We start from the raw sequence: 20,154 nt of genomic DNA, 5'->3' as shown, positions 1-20,154 counted from the left end.
CGACGATGTCCGCTCCGGTTGCCACCTCCGCGCCCGCCGCCCCCTCGAGCACGGGCACGCGCCCGCGCCTGCTCCTGCTCGACGGGCACTCGCTGGCCTACCGCGCGTTCTTCGCGCTGCCGGTGGAGAATTTCTCGACCACCACGGGCCAGCCGACGAACGCCGTCTACGGCTTCACGTCGATGCTGATCAACATCCTGCGCGACGAGCGGCCCACCCACCTCGCCGTCGCCTTCGACGTCGGCCGGAAGACCTTCCGCAGCGAGATCTACGCGGAGTACAAGGCCAACCGGGCCGAGAGCCCGACCGACTTCCGCGGCCAGGTGAGCCTCGTCCAGGAGGTGCTCGGCGCGCTCCGGGTCCCGGTGATCACCGCCGAGGGCTACGAGGCCGACGACGTCATCGCCACGCTCACCGTGCAGGCGGTGGAGCACGGCATGGACGTGCTGATCGCCACCGGCGACCGCGACGCGCTGCAGCTGGTCAACGAGCACGTCACCGTGCTCTACCCGCGCAAGGGCGTCTCGGACATGACCCGGTTCACGCCGGAGGAGGTCGAGGCCAAGTACGGGCTGAGCCCCGTGCAGTACCCCGACTTCGCCGCCCTCCGGGGGGACCCGAGCGACAACCTGCCCAGCATCCCGAGCGTCGGTGAGAAGACCGCCGCCAAGTGGGTGCGGGAGTACGGCTCCCTCGACGCCCTGGTCGACCAGGTCGACACGGTCAAGGGCAAGGTGGGGGAGAAGCTGCGCGAGCACCTCTCCTCCGTGCTGCAGAACCGGCGCCTCACCGAGCTCGACCGGCAGGTTCCCCTCGAGGTCGGGCCGCAGGACCTCGCCGTCCAGGCCTGGGACCGCAACGAGGTGCACACCCTCTTCGACAACCTGCAGTTCCGCGTGCTGCGCGACCGGCTGTTCGCCACGCTGACCAGCGCCGAGCCGGAGGTCGAGGGCGGCTTCGACGTCACCGTCGACGAGGTCCCGGCCGGCGAGCTCGGCTCCTGGCTGGACGCCCACGCCCGCACCGGGCAGACCGGCGTCATCTTCCGCGGCACGTGGGGTCGCGGCACCGGTGAGCTCACCGGGCTGGCGCTGGCCGCCGCGGACGACCACACCGCCTTCGTCGACCTCGGCCCGGCCCTGGACGTCGCCGACGAGCAGGCGCTCGCCGCGTGGCTGTCCGACGCCGAGCGCCCCAAGGTCGTGCACGAGGTGAAGGGCCCGCTGCTGGCCATCTGGGCACGCGGGTGGGAGCTCGCCGGGGTCGTCAGCGACACCGCGCTGGCCGCCTACCTCGCACTGCCCGGGCAGCGCTCGTTCGACCTGGGCGACCTCGCGGTGCGCTACCTGCGCCGGGAGCTGAAGGACGCCGCCGAGGCCGATGGTCAGCTCACCCTAGACGGGCTCGGGCCCAGCGAGGACGACCGGGCCGCCGAGGCCGCGAAGGCCGACGTCCTCAAGGCCGTCGCGGTCAACGACCTCTCCGATGCGCTGGAGCAGGTGCTCGGCCAGCGCGGTGGCGGCCACCTGCTCGGCGAGATCGAGCTGCCGCTCACCCGGGTGCTCGCCGCGATGGAGTACCGGGGCATCGCCGCGGACCTGGAGTTCCTGCACGACCTGCAGAAGGAGTTCGCCGACGGCGTCGCCGCGGCGGCGGCCGAGTGCTACGCCGTCATCGGCCGGGAGGTGAACCTCGGTTCCCCGAAGCAGCTGCAGGCGGTGCTCTTCGACGAGCTGGGTCTGCCCAAGACCAAGAAGAACAAGACCGGCTACACCACCGACGCCGAGGCGCTGACCGGCCTGCTGGCCACGACCGGGCACCCGTTCCTGGAGCACCTGCTCCGCCACCGCGACGTCACGCGGCTGCGCACCGTCATCGACGGCCTCATCCCGATGGTCGACGACGCGGGCCGCATCCACACCACGTTCCAGCAGACGATCGCGGCCACCGGCCGGCTCTCCTCGACCGACCCGAACCTGCAGAACATCCCGATCCGCACCGCCGAGGGCCGCCGGATCCGGCAGGCGTTCGTGGTGGGCCAGGGCTACGAGTCGCTCATGACGGCGGACTACAGCCAGATCGAGATGCGGATCATGGCGCACCTCTCCGGCGACGAGGGGCTCATCGAGGCGTTCACCTCGGGGGAGGACCTGCACTCCTTCGTCGCGTCCAGGGCGTTCGACATCCCGATCGAGAAGGTCGACCCGGAGATGCGGCGCCGGATCAAGGCGATGAGCTACGGCCTGGCCTACGGCCTCTCCGCCTACGGGCTGTCCGGGCAGCTGCGCATCTCCGTGGAGGAGGCGCGCGAGCAGATGCACGCCTACTTCGAGCGCTTCGGCGGCATCCGCGACTACCTCGACGGCGTCGTGGACGACGCCCGGCAGACCGGCTACACCGAGACCACCCTGGGCCGCAGGCGCTACCTGCCCGACCTCACCAGCGACAACGGGCAGCGCCGGCAGATGGCCGAGCGGATGGCGCTCAACGCGCCCATCCAGGGCTCCGCCGCCGACGTGATCAAGGTTGCGATGCTCAACGTGGAGAAGGCGATCGCCGCCGAGGGCCTGCGGTCCCGGATGCTGCTGCAGGTCCACGACGAGCTCGTGCTCGAGGTCGCGCCGGGGGAGCAGGACGCCCTGGAGGCGCTGGTCCGCCGGGAGATGGCCGGGGCGGCCCAGCTCTCGGTGCCGCTGGAGGTCTCGGTCGGCGTCGGGCCGAGCTGGGACGCCGCCGCGCACTGAGGCCCTCCCGGGCCGATGTGTCAGCTGCCGCGCTGCTGATCATGTCGGAGGCATGAGCTCTCCACGCCCGCCCGGTCCCGGGCAGCAGTCGGTCCCGCCCTGGCTGGCCCGGTCGGCGGCCGTGGGTGGTCGGCTGCTCGTGCTGGCGGTCCTGCTGTGGTTGCTCGCCGGGTTCGCGGTCCGGCTCACCCTGCCCCTGGTGGCCGTGGCCGTGGCGCTGCTGCTGGCCGGTGTCGCCGCGCCCGCGGTGGGGTGGGCCGAGCGCACGGGCGTTCCGCGCTGGCTGGGCGCCCTGGGCGCCCTCGCCCTGCTGCTGGCGGCGGTGGCCGGGATCGCCGCCGGGCTGGGCGCCCGCATCGTCGGTCAGCTGCCCCAGCTGCGCGACCAGTTCCAGCAGGTCACCGCCCAGCTGTCGGAGCGGTTCGGCATCCAGGTGCCGTGGGCGAACTCCTCCGGTGGCGGCTCGGGGGCCGGGGGCGCGAGCGCCGGCGATCTCCTCGGCCCCGCCCAGACCGTCGCCGAGGTGCTGATCGCCGCCTTCCTCACCCTGGTGCTGGCCTTCCTCTTCCTGGCCGGCGGGGCCGGCATGTGGGGCTGGCTGCTGGGCAAGTTCGGCGGCCAGGTGCGCGAGGACGTCGACGCCGCCGGTCGTGCGGCCTGGACGACGGTCGGCGGGTACGTGCGCGGGCTGACGGTCGTGGCGCTGTTCGACGCGGTCGGCATCGGCGCCGGGCTGCTGCTGATCGGCGTCCCGCTGGCGCTCACGCTGGCCGTGCTGCAGTTCCTCGCCTCCTACATCCCCACGATCGGTGCCTTCGTCGCCGGCCTCCTCGCGGTGGCCGTCGCCTACGGCTCCGGCGGGCTGACGACGGCGCTGCTGGTGTTGGCGCTGGTGGTGGTGGTCCAGCAGATCGGCAACGACGTCGTCGAGCCGTGGGTGATGAAGAACCGCCTGCCGCTCAACGCCGCCACCGTGCTGATCGCCGTCACGGCGGGCGGCGTCCTGTGGGGGATCGCCGGCGCGCTGCTGTTCGTCCCGCTGGCGGCCGCGATCACGGCCGCGGCGCACGAGCTGTGGGTGCGGCGCGGGTGCCCGCCCATCGCGGGGGAGCCGGCGGAGGCGTGACCGGCGCGGGGATCAGGCCGCCGGCTTCCCGCAGACGATGATCAACGTCCCGGGCACCAGCGCGCCGCGCTCGGGGGACCACTGGCCCCAGTTCTCGGTGCGGCCCGGCGTCCACTCCGGCTCGACCAGGTCCTGCAGCGCCAGGCCCGAGCCGACGACGGCGCGCGCCCAGTCGCCGACCGTGCGGTGGTGCTCCACGTAGACGGCCCGGCCCGCACCGTCGGTCTCCACGTACGGCGTGCGGTCGAAGTAGGAGGCCACGATCCGCAGGTCCTCGGGATCGGGCGAGTCCGGGAACGGCCAGCGCATCGGGTGGTTGACCGAGGCCACGAACCGGCCGCCGGGTCGCAGCACCCGCGCCACCTCGCTCAGCGCCCCCTCGACGTCGGCGACGAAGGGCAGCCCGCCGAACGCGGAGCACACGACGTCGACGCTCGCGTCGGCGACCGGGAGGGCGCCGACGTCGGCCTGCAGCAGCGGGACGGCGATGCCCGTGGACCGGTTCAGCTCCGCCGCGCGGGCGAGCATGCCGCCGGAGAGGTCCATGGCCACGACCTCGGCCCCGGCCGTCCGCAGCCACCGGGCGCAGGGCGCGGAGCCGCAGCCGATCTCGAGCACCCGCCGGCCGGCGACGTCGCCCAGCAGGTGCGCATCGGCCTCCCGCAGCCCCTCGGGGCACCAGAGGAAGTCGGCGTCCCCCAGGTCGGGGCCGTGCTCCGCGAGGTAGGCGGGCGCGGCCGCGTCCCACCAGCGGCGGTTGGCGCGCACCGACTCCGCGGTGCCCGCCGGGCGGCGGGCGACGCCCCCGGCGGCCGGGTAGCCGTCGCTGCCGAGGGGGAGGGGCGGGCCGGCGGAGGATGCGTCCATGACACGCCGATGGTGACACGCCGCCGACCGGGGAAGACCGCTCCCACCCAGGTGGACCGGACGCGCCCGGCGTCCGTACCATGGAGACGCGCCAGAGGTCTGTCGTGCCCTTCCCTTTCCGGGAATGCCCGCGCCGGTTCTCCCCGCTGTACCTCCCCGCGGTCCGACGGCCGCGGGTCGTCCTGTCCCTACGCATAAACCGTCCGGAGCAACCAACCACATGACCTCCACTCAGGTCCGTCCTTCCAGCACTCCCCAGGTCGCCATCAACGACATCGGTACCGCCGAGGACTTCCTCGCGGCGATCGACCAGACGATCAAGTACTTCAACGATGGCGACATCGTCGAGGGCGTCATCGTCAAGGTGGACCGGGACGAGGTGCTGCTGGACATCGGCTACAAGACCGAGGGCGTCATCCCCTCGCGCGAGCTGTCCATCAAGCACGACGTCGACCCGAACGAGGTCGTCAGCGTCGGCGACGAGGTGGAAGCCCTGGTCCTCCAGAAGGAGGACAAGGAAGGGCGGCTGATCCTCTCCAAGAAGCGCGCGCAGTACGAGCGCGCCTGGGGCACGATCGAGGCCAAGAAGGAAGCCGACGAGGTCGTCACCGGCACCGTCATCGAGGTCGTCAAGGGTGGCCTCATCCTGGACATCGGCCTGCGCGGGTTCCTCCCGGCGTCGCTGGTGGAGATGCGCCGCGTCCGCGACCTGCAGCCCTACGTGGGCCGCGAGCTCGAGGCGAAGATCATCGAGCTGGACAAGAACCGCAACAACGTGGTCCTGTCCCGCCGCCAGTGGCTGGAGCAGACGCAGTCCGAGGTCCGCAGCGAGTTCCTCAACAAGCTCGCCAAGGGCCAGGTCCGCTCGGGTGTCGTCTCCTCGATCGTCAACTTCGGCGCATTCGTGGACCTGGGCGGCGTCGACGGCCTGGTGCACGTCTCCGAGCTGTCGTGGAAGCACATCGACCACCCGTCCGAGGTCGTCGAGGTGGGCCAGGAGGTCACCGTCGAGGTCCTCGACGTCGACCTGGACCGCGAGCGGGTCTCCCTGTCGCTGAAGGCGACGCAGGAGGACCCGTGGCGTCAGTTCGCCCGCACGCACCAGATCGGGCAGGTCGTCCCCGGCAAGGTCACCAAGCTCGTCCCGTTCGGTGCGTTCGTGCGCGTCGACGAGGGCATCGAGGGTCTGGTGCACATCTCCGAGCTGGCCGAGCGCCACGTGGAGATCCCGGAGCAGGTCGTGCAGGTCGGCGACGAGATCCTGGTCAAGGTCATCGACATCGACCTGGACCGCCGCCGGATCTCGCTGTCGCTCAAGCAGGCCAACGAGGGCGTCGTCGGCGACGAGGAGACCTTCGACCCGGCCGCCTACGGCATGGCTGCGTCCTACGACGAGCAGGGCAACTACATCTACCCCGAGGGCTTCGACGCCGAGACCGGCGAGTGGCTCGAGGGTTACGACGAGGCCCGCGAGGCGTGGGAGCGGCAGTACGCCGAGGCCCAGGCGCGCTACGAGGCGCACCGCAAGCAGATCGCCGCGGCCAAGGAGGCCGACGCCGAGGCTGCGGCGGGCGGCAGCTACTCCAGCGACGACGCTGCTGGCCCGGACGCCCCGGCCAGCACCGGCGGCACGCTGGCCAGCGACGAGGCGCTCGCCGCGCTGCGTGCCAAGCTGGCCGGCGGGGAGTGACCTGAGGGTCTGACCCGCCAGCGCTGAACGTCAGAGGCCCAGGACCCGAGCGGTCCTGGGCCTCTGACGTTCGCGGCCGCTGCCCGAGCCCCGCGGGTGCGTCGGCGCGGGCGCGAGCACGACGAAGGGCCCGTGGACGGTGTCCACGGGCCCTTCGCATCGTGATCGACCCGGCTGGGGTCGGCCCGCCCTCCCTGCAGGAGGGGCCTCTTTCAGAGGCTGAGGATGATGGCGAACGCCGTGCGGGGGCGGCCGCCAGAGCCGGCGAGGAAGCTCCAGGTGTGACGGCCGGTGGTCGGCGTGGAGAACATCCAGCGCAGCAGCGAGCTGCGGTGGGCGACGGCGGGGCGCTGGTACTGCATCCGCTCGCGGACGGCGGGGATGTCGGCGCAGCGCACGCCCGAGGCAGCACCGAGCCGGTGCCGGCCGGCGGCGCGGGACGACGGGGATGCGACGGGCGTGTGACGTGACATGTTCTCGTTCTGCCTCTCTCGGCGGGGAAGATCGCCGGGGCAGACGTTAACGGTGGTGCGCGTGTGACTGCTGCGACGCGCCCGGCGCGTCGGCGGCGTGTTACCTCTCCGTGATCTGCGTCCGGGCGGTCGCTACTGTCCGTGCGTGCTGAGGATCGGACTCACGGGTGGCATCGGTTCGGGCAAGAGCACCGTGGCCCGGTTGCTGGCCGAACGGGGCGCGGTGGTCGTGGACGCCGACCGGATCGCGCGGGAGGTGCTCGAGCCGGGCACCCCGGGGCTCGCCGCGGTCGCGGCCGCGTTCGGCGACGGGGTGCTCGCGGCCGACGGCTCCCTCGACCGCGCCGCACTGGCGGCGATCGTCTTCTCCGACGAGGAGGCCCGCCGTCGGCTCGATGCACTGGTCCACCCGATGGTGCGGCAGCGGTCCGCCGAGCTGGTCGCCACGGCGCCGGACGACGCCGTCGTCGTCAACGACGTCCCCCTGCTCGTGGAGACCGGGCAGGCGGGAACCTACGACCTCGTCGTCGTCGTGGAGGCAGACCTGTCGACGCGCCTCGCCCGGCTGGTCGGGCGAGGTCTCGCCGAGGCCGACGCGCGTGCCCGGATCGCCACGCAGGCGAGCGACGAGCAGCGGCGCGCGGTCGCCGACGTCGTCCTGGACAACAGCGGGTCCCTCGAGCAGCTGGCCGAGCAGGTCGAGCGCTTCTGGGCCCAGCGGGTCGAGCCGCTGCGGAGCTGAGCGCCGGCCGCCCGGGGAATCGTCACCGTGCGGTGGTGCGAGCTCGATCACGTGCGCCGACCACGGGCACGCCGTCCCGAGACGCAGCAGAGCCCCGGGCCGCGGCCCGGGGCTCTGCTGTCGTGGTGGGCGATACTGGGATCGAACCAGTGACCTCTTCCGTGTCAGGGAAGCGCGCTACCGCTGCGCCAATCGCCCTTTCCGGCCTGACGACCGGACCCTCCTCCGCGCTCGTGCCCCGCGAGGAAGCGACGAGGTGGAGACGGGATTTGAACCCGTGTAGACGGCTTTGCAGGCCGTTGCCTCGCCTCTCGGCCACTCCACCGCACGCGGGCACCGATCTCTCGACCGGTGCCCGAGGTTCCGAGCGGACGACGGGATTCGAACCCGCGACCCTCACCTTGGCAAGGTGATGCTCTACCAGCTGAGCCACGTCCGCGTTACGAGAAGAACTCTAGCGGACGTCCGGAGGGGGTGTGCAGGGGGGGTCCCCCACCCCCTTCCCCCGGGGGGCCGCCGGAGCGTTCTCGCAGGTCAGTGCCCTGGCGAGTCCGGCCCGCCGTTGGACAGCAGGGCGTCGAGCTCCGCGTCCAGCTGCAGCAGTGCGCCCTCCGACCCGGACGGCACCAGGGCCTCGGTGTGGCGGAGGAAGGCGGCGACCGTCGCGCGGGAGAGCTCGAAGAGCGCCTCGCCCGAGGGGGCCCGCAGGTGCAGGTACAGCAGGTCGGCCGTGGCGCGCGCGGGCCACACCCGGACGTCGCCGTCGCCGGCGGGGTGCTCGAGGCCGGCCTGGAGCAGTTCCCGGCTCACCAGCCAGGCGATGCTCTCCTCGCCGTCGACCGCGTCGTCCGAGTCCCCGGCGTCACCGAAGGCGATGCGCACCGCGTAGGGATCGGTGGGGTCGTAGCAGAGCAGGGCCGGGACCTCCGTCCACGAGCGCGGGCCGACCAGCTGCAGGGTGACGGGGGAGATGTGGCCGGGAGTCCATCGGCTGGTCATGACAGTTCCAACGACGGCGCTTGTGAGAAGTGACGTGCTTCGTGTGCTCTGGTCACACCCGCATCATGCGCCACGGACGGGTGTTCCGAACCTGCTGGGCGTGTCGCACCGGCCGGGTCGCCACCGCCGCGACGTGCGTCGTGCGGGGGGCTCGGCGACCCGGTGGCGCTCGCCACGTGCGACGTCGTGCGGTCACAGATCGAGATCGGCGCCGTAGGCTCCCAGGTGACCGGCCTCGACGGCTTCCCCGGATACGGCATCTGCTCGAGCCCGGTCGGCAGGCTCCGTCGGCACCGACGGAGGTAGTCGCGACCGGGCAGGTGACCAGCTGAGCGGATCAGAGACCACGACGGCACCGGCGGCGGGCGTGCGCCAGCACTCGGAGACCCCGGACGAGCGGCGCGCGCGCTACGACGCCGATGACGTGCGCAGCCTGCGCGAGCGCGTGGCCGAGGCGCGCTGGCGGAGGCGGCTGGCCGTGCGCCGGAGCCTCAACCACGGCTACCGGGTGGGCGTGGGGATCGTCGGCGGCCTCATCGTGGCCATCGGCCTGGTCACCATCCCGCTGCCCGGACCGGGGTGGCTGACGGTCATCGCGGGCCTCTTCATCCTCGCCACCGAGTTCACCTGGGCCGAGCGGCTGCTCGAGTTCACCAAGCGCCACGTCGCGCGCTGGACCGACTGGGTCGCCGCGCAGCCGGTCTGGGTGCGGCTGCTGCTCGCGCTGGCGACGGCGGCCCTCGTGTACGGCATCCTCGTCGTCAGCCTGCACCTGGTGGGCGTCCCCGACTGGGTGCCGGGGTGGGTACCGCTCTGGCGATGAGCGTCTGGCACAATCAGAGGCGCAACGGGCGATTGGCTCAGTGGTAGAGCGCTTCGTTCACACCGAAGAGGTCACTGGTTCGAACCCAGTATCGCCCACCGCACGCGAAGGGCCAGGTCGTCCCGGCAGGGAGGCCTGGCCCTTCGGCGTTCCGCGGCGGCCCGGCCCGGATCGCGGGACGATGGGTGCGATGAGCGCCCAGCCCGACCGCGCCGCCCGGCTCCAGCTGCTCCTGGACCGCGACGGGCCGACCTGCATGTGGTGCGGGCGCCGGTTCTCCCCGCTGGTCCGCCCCACCACCGAGCACGTCGTGCCCCGCGTCAAGGGCGGGCCGTCGTGGCTGGAGAACGAGGTCGCCGCCTGCTCGCGCTGCAACGGCGAGCGGGGCCACCGCAGCCCGGTCGAGTGGCTGGAGGAGTGCCGCCGCCGGGGCTGGCCGGCCGACGAGGCGCGCCTGGCCCGAGCCCTGGGCGATCTCGCCGCCGCGATCACCCGGACCGGTGGGCAGCGGCGCGCCCGGCCCTACCTGGACGCGCAGCTCCGCCGCCTGCGCCGATCGCGGTCGGCGGCCTAGGGTCGGGCCGTGACGACGACCGGGCGCGTGGCGCGGATCTGGATCTACCCCGTCAAGTCCCTCGGCGGCACGGCCCGGAACTCCGTCCGCGTCGGTTGGGCCGGCCCGGAGGGCGACCGGGCCTGGACGGTCGTCGACGCGGAGAGCGGGGAGGTGCTGCGCGGCAAGCACGCACCGGGCCTGGCCGCGCTCACGCCCGCCGGCGCTCCGGAGGCCGACGCGGCGGCGGTGAGCGGTGCGCTGGGCCGGCCGGTGCGCATCGAGCGGGCACCCGGGGGCTCCGGTGCCGACGCGGCCCCCGTGCACCTCGTCTCCCGCCAGGCGATCGACCGGGCGGCGGCCGGCGACGTCCCCGAGGGCTGCTCCGCCGACGACCCGCGCGCCAACGTGCTCCTGGACCTGCCCGACGACGACGAGCGGAGCTGGGTGGGCCGCACGGTGCGGATCGGCACCGCCGAGCTGGCCGTGGTCCGCACCCCCAAGCACTGCCTCGGCGTCTACGCCGAGGTGCGACAGCCCGGCGAGCTGACCGTCGGCGACGCCGTCCTGCTCTAGCGTCGGCGCCATGCGTCGCTGGCGGGCCGCCGGGGCGGCCGTGCTCCTGCTGGCCGGCTGCGGTGGCGGGGCCGGTGCGCCCGCCGAGCCGGCCGACGTCTCCGGGCCCGGGGCGTCCGCTGCGGCCCCGGAACCGCCGCCCGAGCCCGAGCCCGAGAGCTTCACGCTGCTCGCGACCGGCGACGTGCTGGTGCACCAGGGCCGGGCGCTCACCTCCGGTGCCCGGCAGCCCGACGGCTCGTACGACTTCAGCGGGGTGTTCGCGCCCGTCGCCGACCTGATCGGAGACGCCGACCTGGCCATCTGCCACCTGGAGACGCCGGTCGCCCCGGAGGGTGGCCCGTACCGCGGCTACCCGAGCTTCAGCGTCCAGCCGGAGATCGTCGACGCGCTGGCCGGCGCGGGGTACGACCTGTGCTCCACGGCGTCCAACCACTCGCTGGACGCCGGCTTCGACGGGCTCACCCGCACGATCGACACGCTGGCGGGGGCCGGCATCGGGCACACCGGCACGTACCGCAGCCGGGAGGAGAGCGGCCGGCCGACGCTCGTCGACGTGGACGGCGTGCGCGTCGGCCACGTCGCGGCGACGTTCAGCCTCAACGGCGTGCCGCTGCCTGCCGGCCGGGAGTGGTCGGTGGACGTCGCCGCCCTGCCGGACGTGCCCGGCATGCTGGCCGCCGCGGCGCGGGCGCGGGCGGCGGGCGCCGAGGTCGTCGTCGCGAGCCTCCACTGCTGCCAGGAGTACGACAACGACCCGACGCCCACCCAGGAGGCGGCCGCGCGGGCGCTGCTGGGCTCCCCGGACGTCGACCTCGTGCTCGGCCACCATGCGCACGTGGTGCAGCCGGTCGAGCAGATCGGCGGCGAGTGGGTCGCCTACGGCCTCAGCAACCACCTCGCCGAGCACGCCACCCGCGGGTACCCGACCGAGGACTCGGTGGCCGCCCGCTTCACCTTCACCCGCGGCGCCGACGGCCGGTTCGCCGTCTCCCGGGCGGAGGCGGTGCCGCTGCGCATCGAACTGGGGGAGGACGCCGTGCGGATCGTCCCGGCCGACCCCGAGAGCTTCGCGCGGATCGCCGGCGTCCTCGACCGGCGGGGTGCGGTGGCCGCGGGGCTGGGCATCGTCCCGGGGTGAGCGCGGGGGCGCACTAGGCTCAGGGCGCCCGTTCCTCGATCCCCTGGAGCATGCTCGTGTCCACCCAGCCCTCGCCCACCGCCGTCGGACCGATCCGGGTGCCGGCCGGGACGACGGCCCAGGACGCGCTCAAGGCCGCCGGCGTCCCGCTCAAGGGCCCCGACGGCGCCGTCGTCGTCCGCGACGTGGCCACCGGCAACCTCAAGGATCTCGCCTGGGCCCCGGACGCCGACGCCGAGGTCGAGGCCGTCGCGGCGTCCAGCGCCGACGGGCGCGCGGTCATCCGGCACTCCGCCGCCCACGTGCTCGCCCAGGCGGTGCAGGACCTCTTCCCGGGCACCCGTCTGGGCATCGGCCCGCCGGTCGAGAACGGCTTCTACTACGACTTCGACCCCGAGCGGCCGTTCACCCCCGAGGACCTGAAGGCGCTCGAGAAGCGCATGCAGGAGATCGTGAAGGCCGGGCAGTACTTCGCCCGGCGCGAGATCAGCGACGACGACGCCGAGGGGGAGCTCGCCCACGAGCCGTACAAGCTCGAGCTCATCGGGCTGAAGGGCGGCGCCGGCGACGACGTCGGGGCCGCGGCCGAGGGCGCCGACGTCGAGGTCGGCGGCGCGCAGCTGACGATGTACGACAACCTCGACCCGCGGTCGGGCGAGCGGGTCTGGACCGACCTGTGCCGCGGCCCGCACCTGCCGCGGACGTCGAGCATCCCCGCCTTCAGCCTCACCCGGAGCGCGGCGGCGTACTGGCGGGGCAGCGAGAAGAACCCGCAGCTGCAGCGCGTCTACGGCACCGCCTGGGAGAGCAAGGAGGCGCACAAGGCCTACCTGGAGCACCTCGCCGAGGCCGAGCGACGCGACCACCGCCGGCTCGGCGTCGAGCTGGACCTGTTCAGCTTCCCGGACGAGATCGGCTCCGGGCTGCCCGTCTTCCACCCCAAGGGCGGGGTGATCAAGCGGGAGATGGAGGACTACGTCCGGCGCCGGCACCTGGAGGAGGGCTTCGACTACGTCGGCACCCCGCACATCAGCAAGAGCGGGCTGTTCGAGACCTCCGGGCACCTCCCGTACTACGAGGAGACCATGTTCCCGGGCATGGACCTGGACAACGCGAAGTACTACCTCAAGGCCATGAACTGCCCGATGCACAACCTGATCTTCCGGTCGCGCGGGCGGTCCTACCGCGAGCTCCCGCTGCGGCTGTTCGAGTTCGGCTCGGTCTACCGCTACGAGCAGTCCGGCGTCGTGCACGGCCTGACCCGGGTGCGGGGCTTCGCCCAGGACGACTCGCACAGCTACGTCACCCCCGAGCAGGCGCCCGGGGAGATCCGGCACCTGCTGGCGTTCGTGCTGGGCCTCCTGCGCGACTTCGGGCTGGACGACTACTTCCTGGAGCTGTCCACCCGCGACGCGTCCGACAAGTTCATCGGGTCCGACGAGGAGTGGGCGGTCGCCACCGCCGTCCTCGAGGAGGCGGCGAAGGAGACCGGCCTGGAACTGGTGCCCGATCCGGGCGGGGCGGCCTACTACGGGCCGAAGATCTCCGTGCAGGCCCGCGACGCCATCGGCCGGACCTGGCAGATGTCGACGATCCAGTACGACTTCAACCAGCCGGCCCGCTTCGGCCTGGAGTACACCTCCGCCGACGGCGGCCGCCAGCAGCCGGTGATGATCCACTCGGCGAAGTTCGGCTCGATCGAGCGCTTCTTCGGCGTCCTCACCGAGCACTACGCGGGCGCCTTCCCGGCGTGGCTGGCCCCGGTCCAAGTCGTCGGCATCCCGGTCACCGACGAGCAGGTGCCCTACCTCACCGACGTCGCGCTGAAGCTGCGCGCCCGCGGCCTGCGGGTGGAGATCGACGACTCCGACGACCGGATGCAGAAGAAGATCCGGACGGCGAGCAAGCAGAAGGTCCCCTTCGTCCTCATCGCCGGGGCCACCGACGCCGACGCCGGCGCGGTCTCCTTCCGCTTCCGCGACGGCAGCCAGCGCAACGGTGTGCTGGTCGACGACGCCGTCGAGTTCGTCGCGGCCTGGGTCGCGGCCCGCACCAACGCCGACCCGACGGCGGACACCGCGGCGGTCCCCGGATGACCGGAGAGCCGCACGAGCCGTACCGGGTGGCGGTCTCCTCCGACGACGGCGGTCCGGCGACGGTGTTCGAGCACCTGTGGACGCCCTACCGCATGGCCTACATCCGCGGGGAGGGGAAGCCGACGGGCGCGCACGACTGCCCGTTCTGCGTCATCCCCACCCTGGAGGACGCCGCCGGGCTGGTCGTGGCGCGGGGGGAGACGGTCTTCGCCGTCCTCAACCTGTACCCCTACAACGCCGGCCACCTCATGCTGGTGCCGTACCGGCACGTGCCCGACTACACGGACCTCACGCCGGCGGAGGTCGCCGAGCTCGGCGCCTTCACGCAGACGGCGATGCGGGTGGTGCGGGCGGTGACCGGTGCGCACGGCTTCAACATCGGGATGAACCAGGGTTCCGTCGCCGGCGCCGGCATCGCCGACCACCTGCACCAGCACGCCGTGCCGCGTTGGGGCGGGGACACCAACTTCATGCCGGTCATCGGGCTCACCCGCGTGCTCCCGCAGGTGCTGGGGGAGACGCGCGCCCTGCTCGCCGCCGCCTGGGCGGATCACCACGCCACGAGCCCGGAGGCCTGAGTGCTCGGCGTCAACGCCCGCCCCGTGGTGGCCAAGGTGGTCAACCCGCTGGCCGTGCGGCTGGCCCGGCTCGGGGTCACCCCGGACATGGTCACGATCACCGGGACCGTCGGGGCGATCGCCGGCGCCGCCGGGCTCATCGCGACCGGGCACCTCTTCTGGGGGGCGTTCACCGTCACGGTCTTCGTGCTGCTGGACATGCTCGACGGCGCGCTGGCCCGCCTGCGCGGCGGCGGCTCGGTCTTCGGTGCCGTGCTGGACTCCACCGGTGACCGCGCCGCCGACGCCGCCATCTTCGGCGCGCTGATCTGGTGGTTCGCCGGGAGCGGGGACAACCGGCTCCTCGTCCTGCTCGCGCTGCTCTGCCTGGTGCTGGGCGTCCTCACCTCCTACATCAAGGCGCGGGCCGAGGGGATGGGGCTGTCCTGCGACGTCGGCGTCGTCGAGCGGACGGAGCGGCTGATCCTGGTGCTGACCGGCACCGGCTTCACCGGGCTGGGCATCCCGTACGCCGTCCACGTGGCGTTGTGGGTGCTGCTGGCCGGCAGCGCCGTCACGGTGGCCCAGCGGGTGCTGGCGGTGAAGCGGTCCGCGGACGGACGGCGGATCGAACCGTGAGCGGCGCTCGGGAGCGGCTGGCCGGTCGGCTGTCCGACGCGGGGTACGCAGCGGGGTGGCGGGCGGTGCGCATGCTCCCGGAGCCGGCCGCGCGGTCACTGTTCGACCGGGCGGGGGAGTGGGCCGCCGGTCGCGACGGCCGGGGCGTCCGCCAGCTGCGCGCCAACCTGCGGGTGGTGACCGGCGGGCGGCTGTCCGAGCCGGAGCTCGCGGAGCTGACCCGCCGGGCGATGCGGTCCTACGCCCGCTACTGGCAGGAGGCCTTCCGGCTGCCGACGCTGACCGCGGAGCGGATCCGGCGCGACAGCGTGGTCCCCGGGATCGAGCACATCGCGCGCGCCCGCGCCGAGGGGCGCGGGGTGATCGCCGCCCTGCCGCACAGCGGCAACTGGGACGCGGCCGGCGCCTGGTTCACCGATTGGCTGGACGGCCCCTTCATGACCGTCGCCGAGCGGCTGCGCCCCGAGTCGCTGTACCGGCGGTTCCTCGACTACCGCGAGTCCCTGGGCTTCCGGGTGGTGCCGCTCACGGGTGGGGAGCGGTCGAGCTCGGAGGTCCTGCGCGAGTGGCTGGCCGACGGCGGCGTGGCCTGCCTGCTGGTCGACCGCAACCTCGGTGCCGGCGGTGTCCCGGTGACGTTCTTCGGCCGGGCGGCCACCATGCCCGGTGGCGCGGCGCTGCTGGCCGAGCGCACCGGTGCCGCCCTCGTGCCGGCGGTCTGCCAGTTCACCGCGACCGGGTGGCGGATGTGCATCTCGCCCGAGGTGCCGGTCCGGGGTCCCGGCCGGCTCGCCGACCGGGTGGGGACGGCGATGCAGCAGGTGGCCGACGTGTTCGCCGCCGGGATCGCCGAGCGTCCCGAGGACTGGCACATGCTCGGCCGGATCTGGCCCGACGTGCCGGCCGATCCGGTCGCGCCCGGCCGGGGGGGCGCGGACTGATGCGCATCGGCCTGGTCTGCCCCTACCGCTGGGACGTCCCCGGTGGTGTCCAGTACCACGTGCGCGATTTCGCCGTGACGCTGCGCGGGATGGGCCACCACGTGGAGGTGCTCACGCCCGCGCAGCACGAGGAGTCGGTCACCGACCCCTTCGTCACCTTCGCCGGCCGCACCGTCCCGGTCCCGTACAACGGCTCGATGGCGAGCCTCCAGTTCGGCCCCGTGTCGGCCGCGCGGGTGCGCCGCTGGCTCCGGGAGGGCCGGTTCGACGTCGTCCACGTGCACGAGCCGGCGACCCCGTCGGTGTCCCTGCTGGTCTGCATGATCGCGACCGGGCCGATCGTGGCGACCTTCCACGCGGCGACGACCCGCTCCAAGTGGCTGGCTGCCGTCGGCCCCATGACGCGGCCCTGGCTGGAGAAGATCAGCGGCCGGATCGCCGTCTCCGACTTCGCCCGGCGCGTGCAGGTCGAGCACCTGGGGGGCGACGCCGTCATCATCCCCAACGGCGTGCACGTGCCGTTCTTCGCCGACGGGCCGCCGCTGCCCGGCTACGGCCGGGGGACGGGCGCCCCGCCCACCATCGGCTTCGTCGGGCGGTTCGACGAGCCCCGCAAGGGGCTGCCGGTGCTGCTGGCGGCGCTGCGCACCGTCGTCCGGACCCACCCGGCGGTGCGGCTGCTCATCGCCGGACGCGGTGACGCCGACCAGCTGTGGTCCATGGTGGGCACCGAGCTGCGGCCGCACGTGACCCTGCTCGGGGAGGTCTCGGAGGCGGACAAGGCGGCGCTGCTGCGGAGCGTGGACGTCTACTGCGCACCCAACCTGCTCGGTGAGTCGTTCGGCGTGATCCTCATCGAGGCGATGGCCGCCGGGGCGCCCGTCGTCGCCAGCGACCTGGACGCCTTCGTCCGGGTGCTGGACGACGGGGCCGCGGGAGTCGTGGTGCGACGCGACGACCCGGCCGCGCTCGGCCGGGCGCTCGCGGACCTGCTCGCCGACCCCGCCCGGCGCGCCGAGCTCGCCGCGCGCGGCTCCCAGGTGGCCGCGCGCTACGACTGGCAGGTGCTCGCCCGCCGCGTCCTGGCGGTGTACGAGACCGTCCTGCCGCCCGGCGGCGGCGTGGTGACCGCGGCGCCCGAGGACGAGTTCCCCGGCGTGCCGCCGACAGGCACCGCGGCCGGACCTCCCCGCATACGGCGGCCGCGCCGCTAGCCTCGGGGACCGTGACGTCCCTGGCCTGGTTGCTGCTCGCCGCCGGAGTGCTCCTGCTCCTGGTGGTCTGGACCGGCTGGACGCTCACCCGGCTGCGGCGGCTGGACGCCCGGGTCGACCGGGCCTGGGCGACGCTGGACGCCCAGCTGCAGCGCCGCGCCGGGCTCGCCGAGGAGCTGGCCCGCCACCACCCAGCGGCCCTCGCCGCCGAGGTCCGGCTCGGCCTGGTGTCGCACGCAGCGGAGGCGCGCGCGGCCCGCGACGCGGGGGACCGCGAGCTGGCGGAGAACGCGCTCGGGCACCAGCTGCGCGAGCTGCCGCCCGGCCTGCCGGGCGTCCCCGCGGCGCTGCGCGCGGACCTGGCGGGCACCCAGACGCGGGTCGCCCTGGCCCGCCGGTTCTACAACGACGCCGTGCGCGACACCCGCGAGCTGCGCGGCCGGCGCTTCCCCCGTTGGGCGGGCCTGCACCGCACGCGCCCGCTGCCGCGCTACTTCGACATCGACGACCGCCTGGGCGACGTGACCAAGGACGCCGACGTGGCCGGCCGCCTCGCCGGCTGACGCCCGTAGGGTGGGGGACCCCCGTTCTCGACCCCAAGGCGGAAACCTGTGACGACGCAGCCCGACCCGTCCGTCGCCCGGACCGGTACCGACCGCGTGAAGCGCGGCATGGCCGAGCAGCTCAAGGGCGGCGTCATCATGGACGTCGTCACGCCAGAGCAGGCCCGGATCGCCGAGGACGCCGGCGCCGTGGCGGTGATGGCGCTGGAGCGGGTGCCGGCCGACATCCGCGCCCAGGGCGGCATCGCGCGGATGAGCGACCCGGACATGGTCCAGGGGATCGTCGACGCCGTCTCCATCCCCGTGATGGCCAAGGCCCGCATCGGCCACTTCGTCGAGGCGCAGGTGCTGCAGTCCCTCGGTGTGGACTACATCGACGAGTCCGAGGTGCTCACCCCCGCGGACGAGGCGCACCACATCGACAAGCACGCGTTCACCGTGCCGTTCGTCTGCGGCGCCACCGACCTCGGCGAGGCGCTGCGGCGCATCTCCGAGGGCGCGGCGATGATCCGGTCCAAGGGCGAGGCCGGCACCGGCAACGTCGTGGAGGCCACCCGGCACATGCGGTCGATCCGGGCCGGCATCAAGGCGCTGGGCACCCTCGACGAGAGCGAGCTCTTCGTGGCCGCCAAGGAGCTGCGGGCGCCGTACGACCTGGTGGCCGAGGTGGCCCGGCTCGGCAAGCTGCCGGTGGTGCTGTTCACCGCCGGTGGCATCGCCACCCCGGCCGACGCGGCGATGATGATGCAGCTGGGCGCCGAGGGCGTGTTCGTCGGCTCGGGCATCTTCAAGTCCGGCCACCCGGCGCAGCGGGCGGCGGCCATCGTGCAGGCGACGACGTTCTCCGACGACCCCGACGTGATCGCCAAGGTCTCGCGCGGGCTGGGCGAGCCGATGGTCGGGATCGACGTCTCGACGCTGCCGGCGGCCGAGCGCTACGCCACCCGCGGGTGGTGACCGCCCCCGTCATCGGGGTGCTGGCGCTGCAGGGCGACGTCCGCGAGCACCTCGCGGTGCTGCGGGCCGAGGGGGCCGAGCCGCGGCCGGTGCGCCGGCCGGAGGAGCTGGCCGGCGTCGACGGGATCGTCGTCCCCGGCGGGGAGTCGACGACGATGGGGACCCTGGCCGGGCGGTTCGGTCTGCTCGAGCCGCTGCGCGCGGCGGTGCGCGCGGGGCTGCCCGCCTACGGGACCTGCGCGGGCATGATCCTGCTCGCCGACCGGCTGGTCGGCGCCCCGCCGGGGCAGCCGACCGTCGGCGGGCTGGACGTGACCGTCCGGCGGAACGCCTTCGGCCGGCAGGCCGACTCCTTCGAGACCCGGGTCGAGCTGGACGGGCTCGGCGGGGGCCCGCTGCACGCCGTCTTCATCCGCGCGCCGTGGGTGGAGGAGGCCGGCCCGGGGGTGCAGGTCCTCGGGCGGGTCGTGGGCGGTGCGGCCGACGGTAGGATCGTCGCGGTCCGCCAGGGCGACGTGGTGGCCACCAGCTTCCACCCCGAGCTGACCGGGGACCGCCGGGTGCACGCGCTGTTCGTCGACATCGTGCGCGCTCACCTGGCCGACGCAGAGAGGGGAGAGCCGTGAGCGGCCACTCCAAGTGGGCGACGACCAAGCACAAGAAGGCCGGGATCGACGCCAAGCGCGGCAAGCTCTTCGCCAAGCTGATCAAGAACATCGAGGTCGCCGCCCGCACGGGCGGCGGTGACCCCGCCGGCAACCCGACGCTCTTCGACGCCATCCAGAAGGCGAAGAAGAGCTCGGTGCCCAATGACAACATCGACCGTGCGGTCAAGCGCGGATCGGGCGCCGAGGCCGGTGGCGTCGACTACCAGGGCATCACCTACGAGGGCTACGCGGCCGGCGGTGTCGCGGTGCTCATCGAGTGCCTCACCGACAACAAGAACCGCTCGGCCATGGAGGTCCGCACCGCCATGACCCGCAACGGCGGGTCGATGGCCGACCCCGGCTCGGTCTCCTACCTCTTCTCCCGCAAGGGCGTGGTCGTGGTGCCGAAGTCCGGCGACGTCGACGAGGACAGCGTGCTGATGGCGGTGCTGGACGCCGGCGCCGAGGAGGTGCGCGACCTGGGCGACACGCTCGAGGTCATCTGCGAGCCCGGTGACCTGGTGGCCGTGCGCACCGCGCTGCAGGAGGCCGGTATCGAGTACGACTCGGCCGACGCCGGCTTCCTGCCCAGCGTCCAGGTGGAGCTCGACGAGGACGGGGCGACCAAGGTCTTCAAGCTCATCGACGCCCTCGAGGACCTCGACGACGTGCAGAACGTCTACGCCAACTACGAGGTGCCCGACGACGTCATGGAGAAGGTCACCGCCGACGCCTAGAAGGACCCCGGTGCCGATTCGTCAGATCACCTGGCGTGTTGACGGGGTCCGGTCGGGGGCTGCGGTTAG

20 protein-coding genes and 4 tRNA genes are annotated in these 20,154 nt (G+C 73.6%); 18 read left to right on the top strand and 6 right to left on the bottom strand.

All coding sequences use genetic code 11. The features are described from left to right. Positions 1-5: 5 nt before the first annotated feature. Positions 6-2,744 (top strand): DNA polymerase I, encoded by a 2,739-nt coding sequence (gene polA / locus ACI79Q_RS12875; RefSeq protein WP_456588607.1) that lies wholly within the window; start codon positions 6-8, stop codon positions 2,742-2,744. 52 nt (positions 2,745-2,796) lie between these two features. Continuing rightward, positions 2,797-3,870: an AI-2E family transporter gene (locus tag ACI79Q_RS12870; protein ID WP_456588608.1), complete on the top strand. Its 1,074-nt coding sequence runs from the start codon at positions 2,797-2,799 to the stop codon at positions 3,868-3,870. 12 nt (positions 3,871-3,882) lie between these two features. Here ACI79Q_RS12870 and ACI79Q_RS12865 read toward each other — a convergent pair whose 3' ends face one another. Further along, entirely contained in the window at positions 3,883-4,737 is an 855-nt protein-coding gene (locus tag ACI79Q_RS12865) for a class I SAM-dependent methyltransferase (protein WP_456613110.1), read from the bottom strand. Positions 4,738-4,957: 220 nt separating this feature from the next. On the opposite strand from ACI79Q_RS12865, the gene rpsA reads away from it, so the two are divergent. Beyond that, positions 4,958-6,427, top strand: coding sequence for a 30S ribosomal protein S1 (rpsA, locus tag ACI79Q_RS12860; protein WP_456588610.1), 1,470 nt, complete (start codon positions 4,958-4,960; stop codon positions 6,425-6,427). Between the two features lie 212 nt (positions 6,428-6,639). Here rpsA and ACI79Q_RS12855 read toward each other — a convergent pair whose 3' ends face one another. Next, complete coding sequence (locus ACI79Q_RS12855; protein ID WP_456588611.1) at positions 6,640-6,900, bottom strand: hypothetical protein; 261 nt, start codon at positions 6,898-6,900, stop codon at positions 6,640-6,642. A 145-nt stretch (positions 6,901-7,045) separates the two neighbouring features. On the opposite strand from ACI79Q_RS12855, the gene coaE reads away from it, so the two are divergent. After that, entirely contained in the window at positions 7,046-7,642 is a 597-nt protein-coding gene (gene coaE, locus ACI79Q_RS12850) for a dephospho-CoA kinase (protein ID WP_456588612.1), read from the top strand. 123 nt (positions 7,643-7,765) lie between these two features. Here the strand turns inward: coaE and ACI79Q_RS12845 are convergent. From ACI79Q_RS12845 to ACI79Q_RS12830, 4 genes are all read right to left on the bottom strand, one after another. Beyond that, positions 7,766-7,840 (bottom strand) — tRNA-Val (locus ACI79Q_RS12845). 56 nt (positions 7,841-7,896) lie between these two features. Next, positions 7,897-7,967: transfer RNA gene (locus ACI79Q_RS12840), tRNA-Cys, on the bottom strand. A 41-nt stretch (positions 7,968-8,008) separates the two neighbouring features. Next, positions 8,009-8,081, bottom strand: a tRNA-Gly gene (locus ACI79Q_RS12835). A gap of 95 nt (positions 8,082-8,176) precedes the next feature. Next, a complete protein-coding gene (locus tag ACI79Q_RS12830) occupies positions 8,177-8,641 on the bottom strand; it encodes an SsgA family sporulation/cell division regulator (protein WP_456588613.1) in 465 nt (154 codons plus the stop codon). Positions 8,642-9,008: 367 nt separating this feature from the next. On the opposite strand from ACI79Q_RS12830, the gene ACI79Q_RS12825 reads away from it, so the two are divergent. The 14 genes from ACI79Q_RS12825 to ACI79Q_RS12760 all read left to right on the top strand — a co-directional run bounded on the left by ACI79Q_RS12825 (position 9,009) and on the right by ACI79Q_RS12760 (position 20,085). Further along, positions 9,009-9,464 carry a TIGR02611 family protein gene (locus ACI79Q_RS12825; protein WP_456588614.1) on the top strand — a complete coding sequence of 152 codons (456 nt, stop codon included), beginning with the start codon at positions 9,009-9,011 and terminating at the stop codon, positions 9,462-9,464. A 26-nt stretch (positions 9,465-9,490) separates the two neighbouring features. Beyond that, positions 9,491-9,562, top strand: a tRNA-Val gene (locus ACI79Q_RS12820). A gap of 92 nt (positions 9,563-9,654) precedes the next feature. After that, positions 9,655-10,038, top strand: a complete 384-nt coding sequence (locus ACI79Q_RS12815) for an HNH endonuclease (protein ID WP_456588615.1) — start codon at positions 9,655-9,657, stop codon at positions 10,036-10,038. 9 nt (positions 10,039-10,047) lie between these two features. After that, positions 10,048-10,593 carry an MOSC N-terminal beta barrel domain-containing protein gene (locus ACI79Q_RS12810; RefSeq protein WP_456599335.1) on the top strand — a complete coding sequence of 182 codons (546 nt, stop codon included), beginning with the start codon at positions 10,048-10,050 and terminating at the stop codon, positions 10,591-10,593. A gap of 10 nt (positions 10,594-10,603) precedes the next feature. Then, positions 10,604-11,734 carry a CapA family protein gene (locus ACI79Q_RS12805; RefSeq protein ID WP_456614806.1) on the top strand — a complete coding sequence of 377 codons (1,131 nt, stop codon included), beginning with the start codon at positions 10,604-10,606 and terminating at the stop codon, positions 11,732-11,734. Positions 11,735-11,784: 50 nt separating this feature from the next. After that, positions 11,785-13,830: a threonine--tRNA ligase gene (gene thrS, locus ACI79Q_RS12800; RefSeq protein WP_456614805.1), complete on the top strand. Its 2,046-nt coding sequence runs from the start codon at positions 11,785-11,787 to the stop codon at positions 13,828-13,830. Beyond that, complete coding sequence (locus ACI79Q_RS12795) at positions 13,827-14,408, top strand: HIT family protein (protein ID WP_456588619.1); 582 nt, start codon at positions 13,827-13,829, stop codon at positions 14,406-14,408. The genes thrS and ACI79Q_RS12795 overlap by 4 nt, the downstream gene beginning before the upstream one ends. Next, entirely contained in the window at positions 14,409-15,026 is a 618-nt protein-coding gene (gene pgsA, locus ACI79Q_RS12790) for a phosphatidylinositol phosphate synthase (protein ID WP_456599338.1), read from the top strand. It begins immediately after the preceding gene. After that, positions 15,023-15,967 (top strand): phosphatidylinositol mannoside acyltransferase, encoded by a 945-nt coding sequence (locus ACI79Q_RS12785; RefSeq protein ID WP_456614804.1) that lies wholly within the window; start codon positions 15,023-15,025, stop codon positions 15,965-15,967. Before pgsA ends, ACI79Q_RS12785 begins: the two co-directional genes overlap by 4 nt. Then, on the top strand, positions 15,967-17,181 hold the full coding sequence (locus ACI79Q_RS12780) for a glycosyltransferase family 4 protein (RefSeq protein WP_456588622.1): 1,215 nt from the start codon (positions 15,967-15,969) through the stop codon (positions 17,179-17,181). The genes ACI79Q_RS12785 and ACI79Q_RS12780 overlap by 1 nt, the downstream gene beginning before the upstream one ends. An 11-nt stretch (positions 17,182-17,192) precedes the next feature. After that, entirely contained in the window at positions 17,193-17,744 is a 552-nt protein-coding gene (locus tag ACI79Q_RS12775; protein WP_456588623.1) for a hypothetical protein, read from the top strand. Between the two features lie 48 nt (positions 17,745-17,792). Next, entirely contained in the window at positions 17,793-18,701 is a 909-nt protein-coding gene (pdxS, locus tag ACI79Q_RS12770; protein ID WP_456614803.1) for a pyridoxal 5'-phosphate synthase lyase subunit PdxS, read from the top strand. Then, entirely contained in the window at positions 18,698-19,327 is a 630-nt protein-coding gene (gene pdxT, locus ACI79Q_RS12765) for a pyridoxal 5'-phosphate synthase glutaminase subunit PdxT (protein WP_456588625.1), read from the top strand. Before pdxS ends, pdxT begins: the two co-directional genes overlap by 4 nt. Next, positions 19,324-20,085 carry a YebC/PmpR family DNA-binding transcriptional regulator gene (locus tag ACI79Q_RS12760; protein WP_456588626.1) on the top strand — a complete coding sequence of 254 codons (762 nt, stop codon included), beginning with the start codon at positions 19,324-19,326 and terminating at the stop codon, positions 20,083-20,085. The genes pdxT and ACI79Q_RS12760 overlap by 4 nt, the downstream gene beginning before the upstream one ends. Positions 20,086-20,154 lie beyond the last annotated feature (69 nt).

The sequence above is a fragment of the Blastococcus sp. SYSU DS0828 genome (assembly GCF_054050975.1).
Note: the sequence above shows the minus strand (reverse complement) of the source record. Positions and strands in the feature narration are given on the sequence as shown.

What these genes read in the sequence shown, in the direction of transcription:
- polA (WP_456588607.1), top strand. Translation starts at nt 6, where the DNA reads ATGTCCGCTCCGGTTGCCACCTCCGCGCCCGCCGCCCCCTCGAGCACG.
- ACI79Q_RS12865 (WP_456613110.1), bottom strand. Translation starts at nt 4,737, where the DNA reads ATGGACGCATCCTCCGCCGGCCCGCCCCTCCCCCTCGGCAGCGACGGC.
- ACI79Q_RS12805 (WP_456614806.1), top strand. Translation starts at nt 10,604, where the DNA reads ATGCGTCGCTGGCGGGCCGCCGGGGCGGCCGTGCTCCTGCTGGCCGGC.
- ACI79Q_RS12795 (WP_456588619.1), top strand. Translation starts at nt 13,827, where the DNA reads ATGACCGGAGAGCCGCACGAGCCGTACCGGGTGGCGGTCTCCTCCGAC.
- ACI79Q_RS12815 (WP_456588615.1), top strand. Translation starts at nt 9,655, where the DNA reads ATGAGCGCCCAGCCCGACCGCGCCGCCCGGCTCCAGCTGCTCCTGGAC.
- ACI79Q_RS12780 (WP_456588622.1), top strand. Translation starts at nt 15,967, where the DNA reads ATGCGCATCGGCCTGGTCTGCCCCTACCGCTGGGACGTCCCCGGTGGT.
- rpsA (WP_456588610.1), top strand. Translation starts at nt 4,958, where the DNA reads ATGACCTCCACTCAGGTCCGTCCTTCCAGCACTCCCCAGGTCGCCATC.
- ACI79Q_RS12855 (WP_456588611.1), bottom strand. Translation starts at nt 6,900, where the DNA reads ATGTCACGTCACACGCCCGTCGCATCCCCGTCGTCCCGCGCCGCCGGC.
- thrS (WP_456614805.1), top strand. Translation starts at nt 11,785, where the DNA reads ATGCTCGTGTCCACCCAGCCCTCGCCCACCGCCGTCGGACCGATCCGG.
- ACI79Q_RS12830 (WP_456588613.1), bottom strand. Translation starts at nt 8,641, where the DNA reads ATGACCAGCCGATGGACTCCCGGCCACATCTCCCCCGTCACCCTGCAG.
- ACI79Q_RS12870 (WP_456588608.1), top strand. Translation starts at nt 2,797, where the DNA reads ATGAGCTCTCCACGCCCGCCCGGTCCCGGGCAGCAGTCGGTCCCGCCC.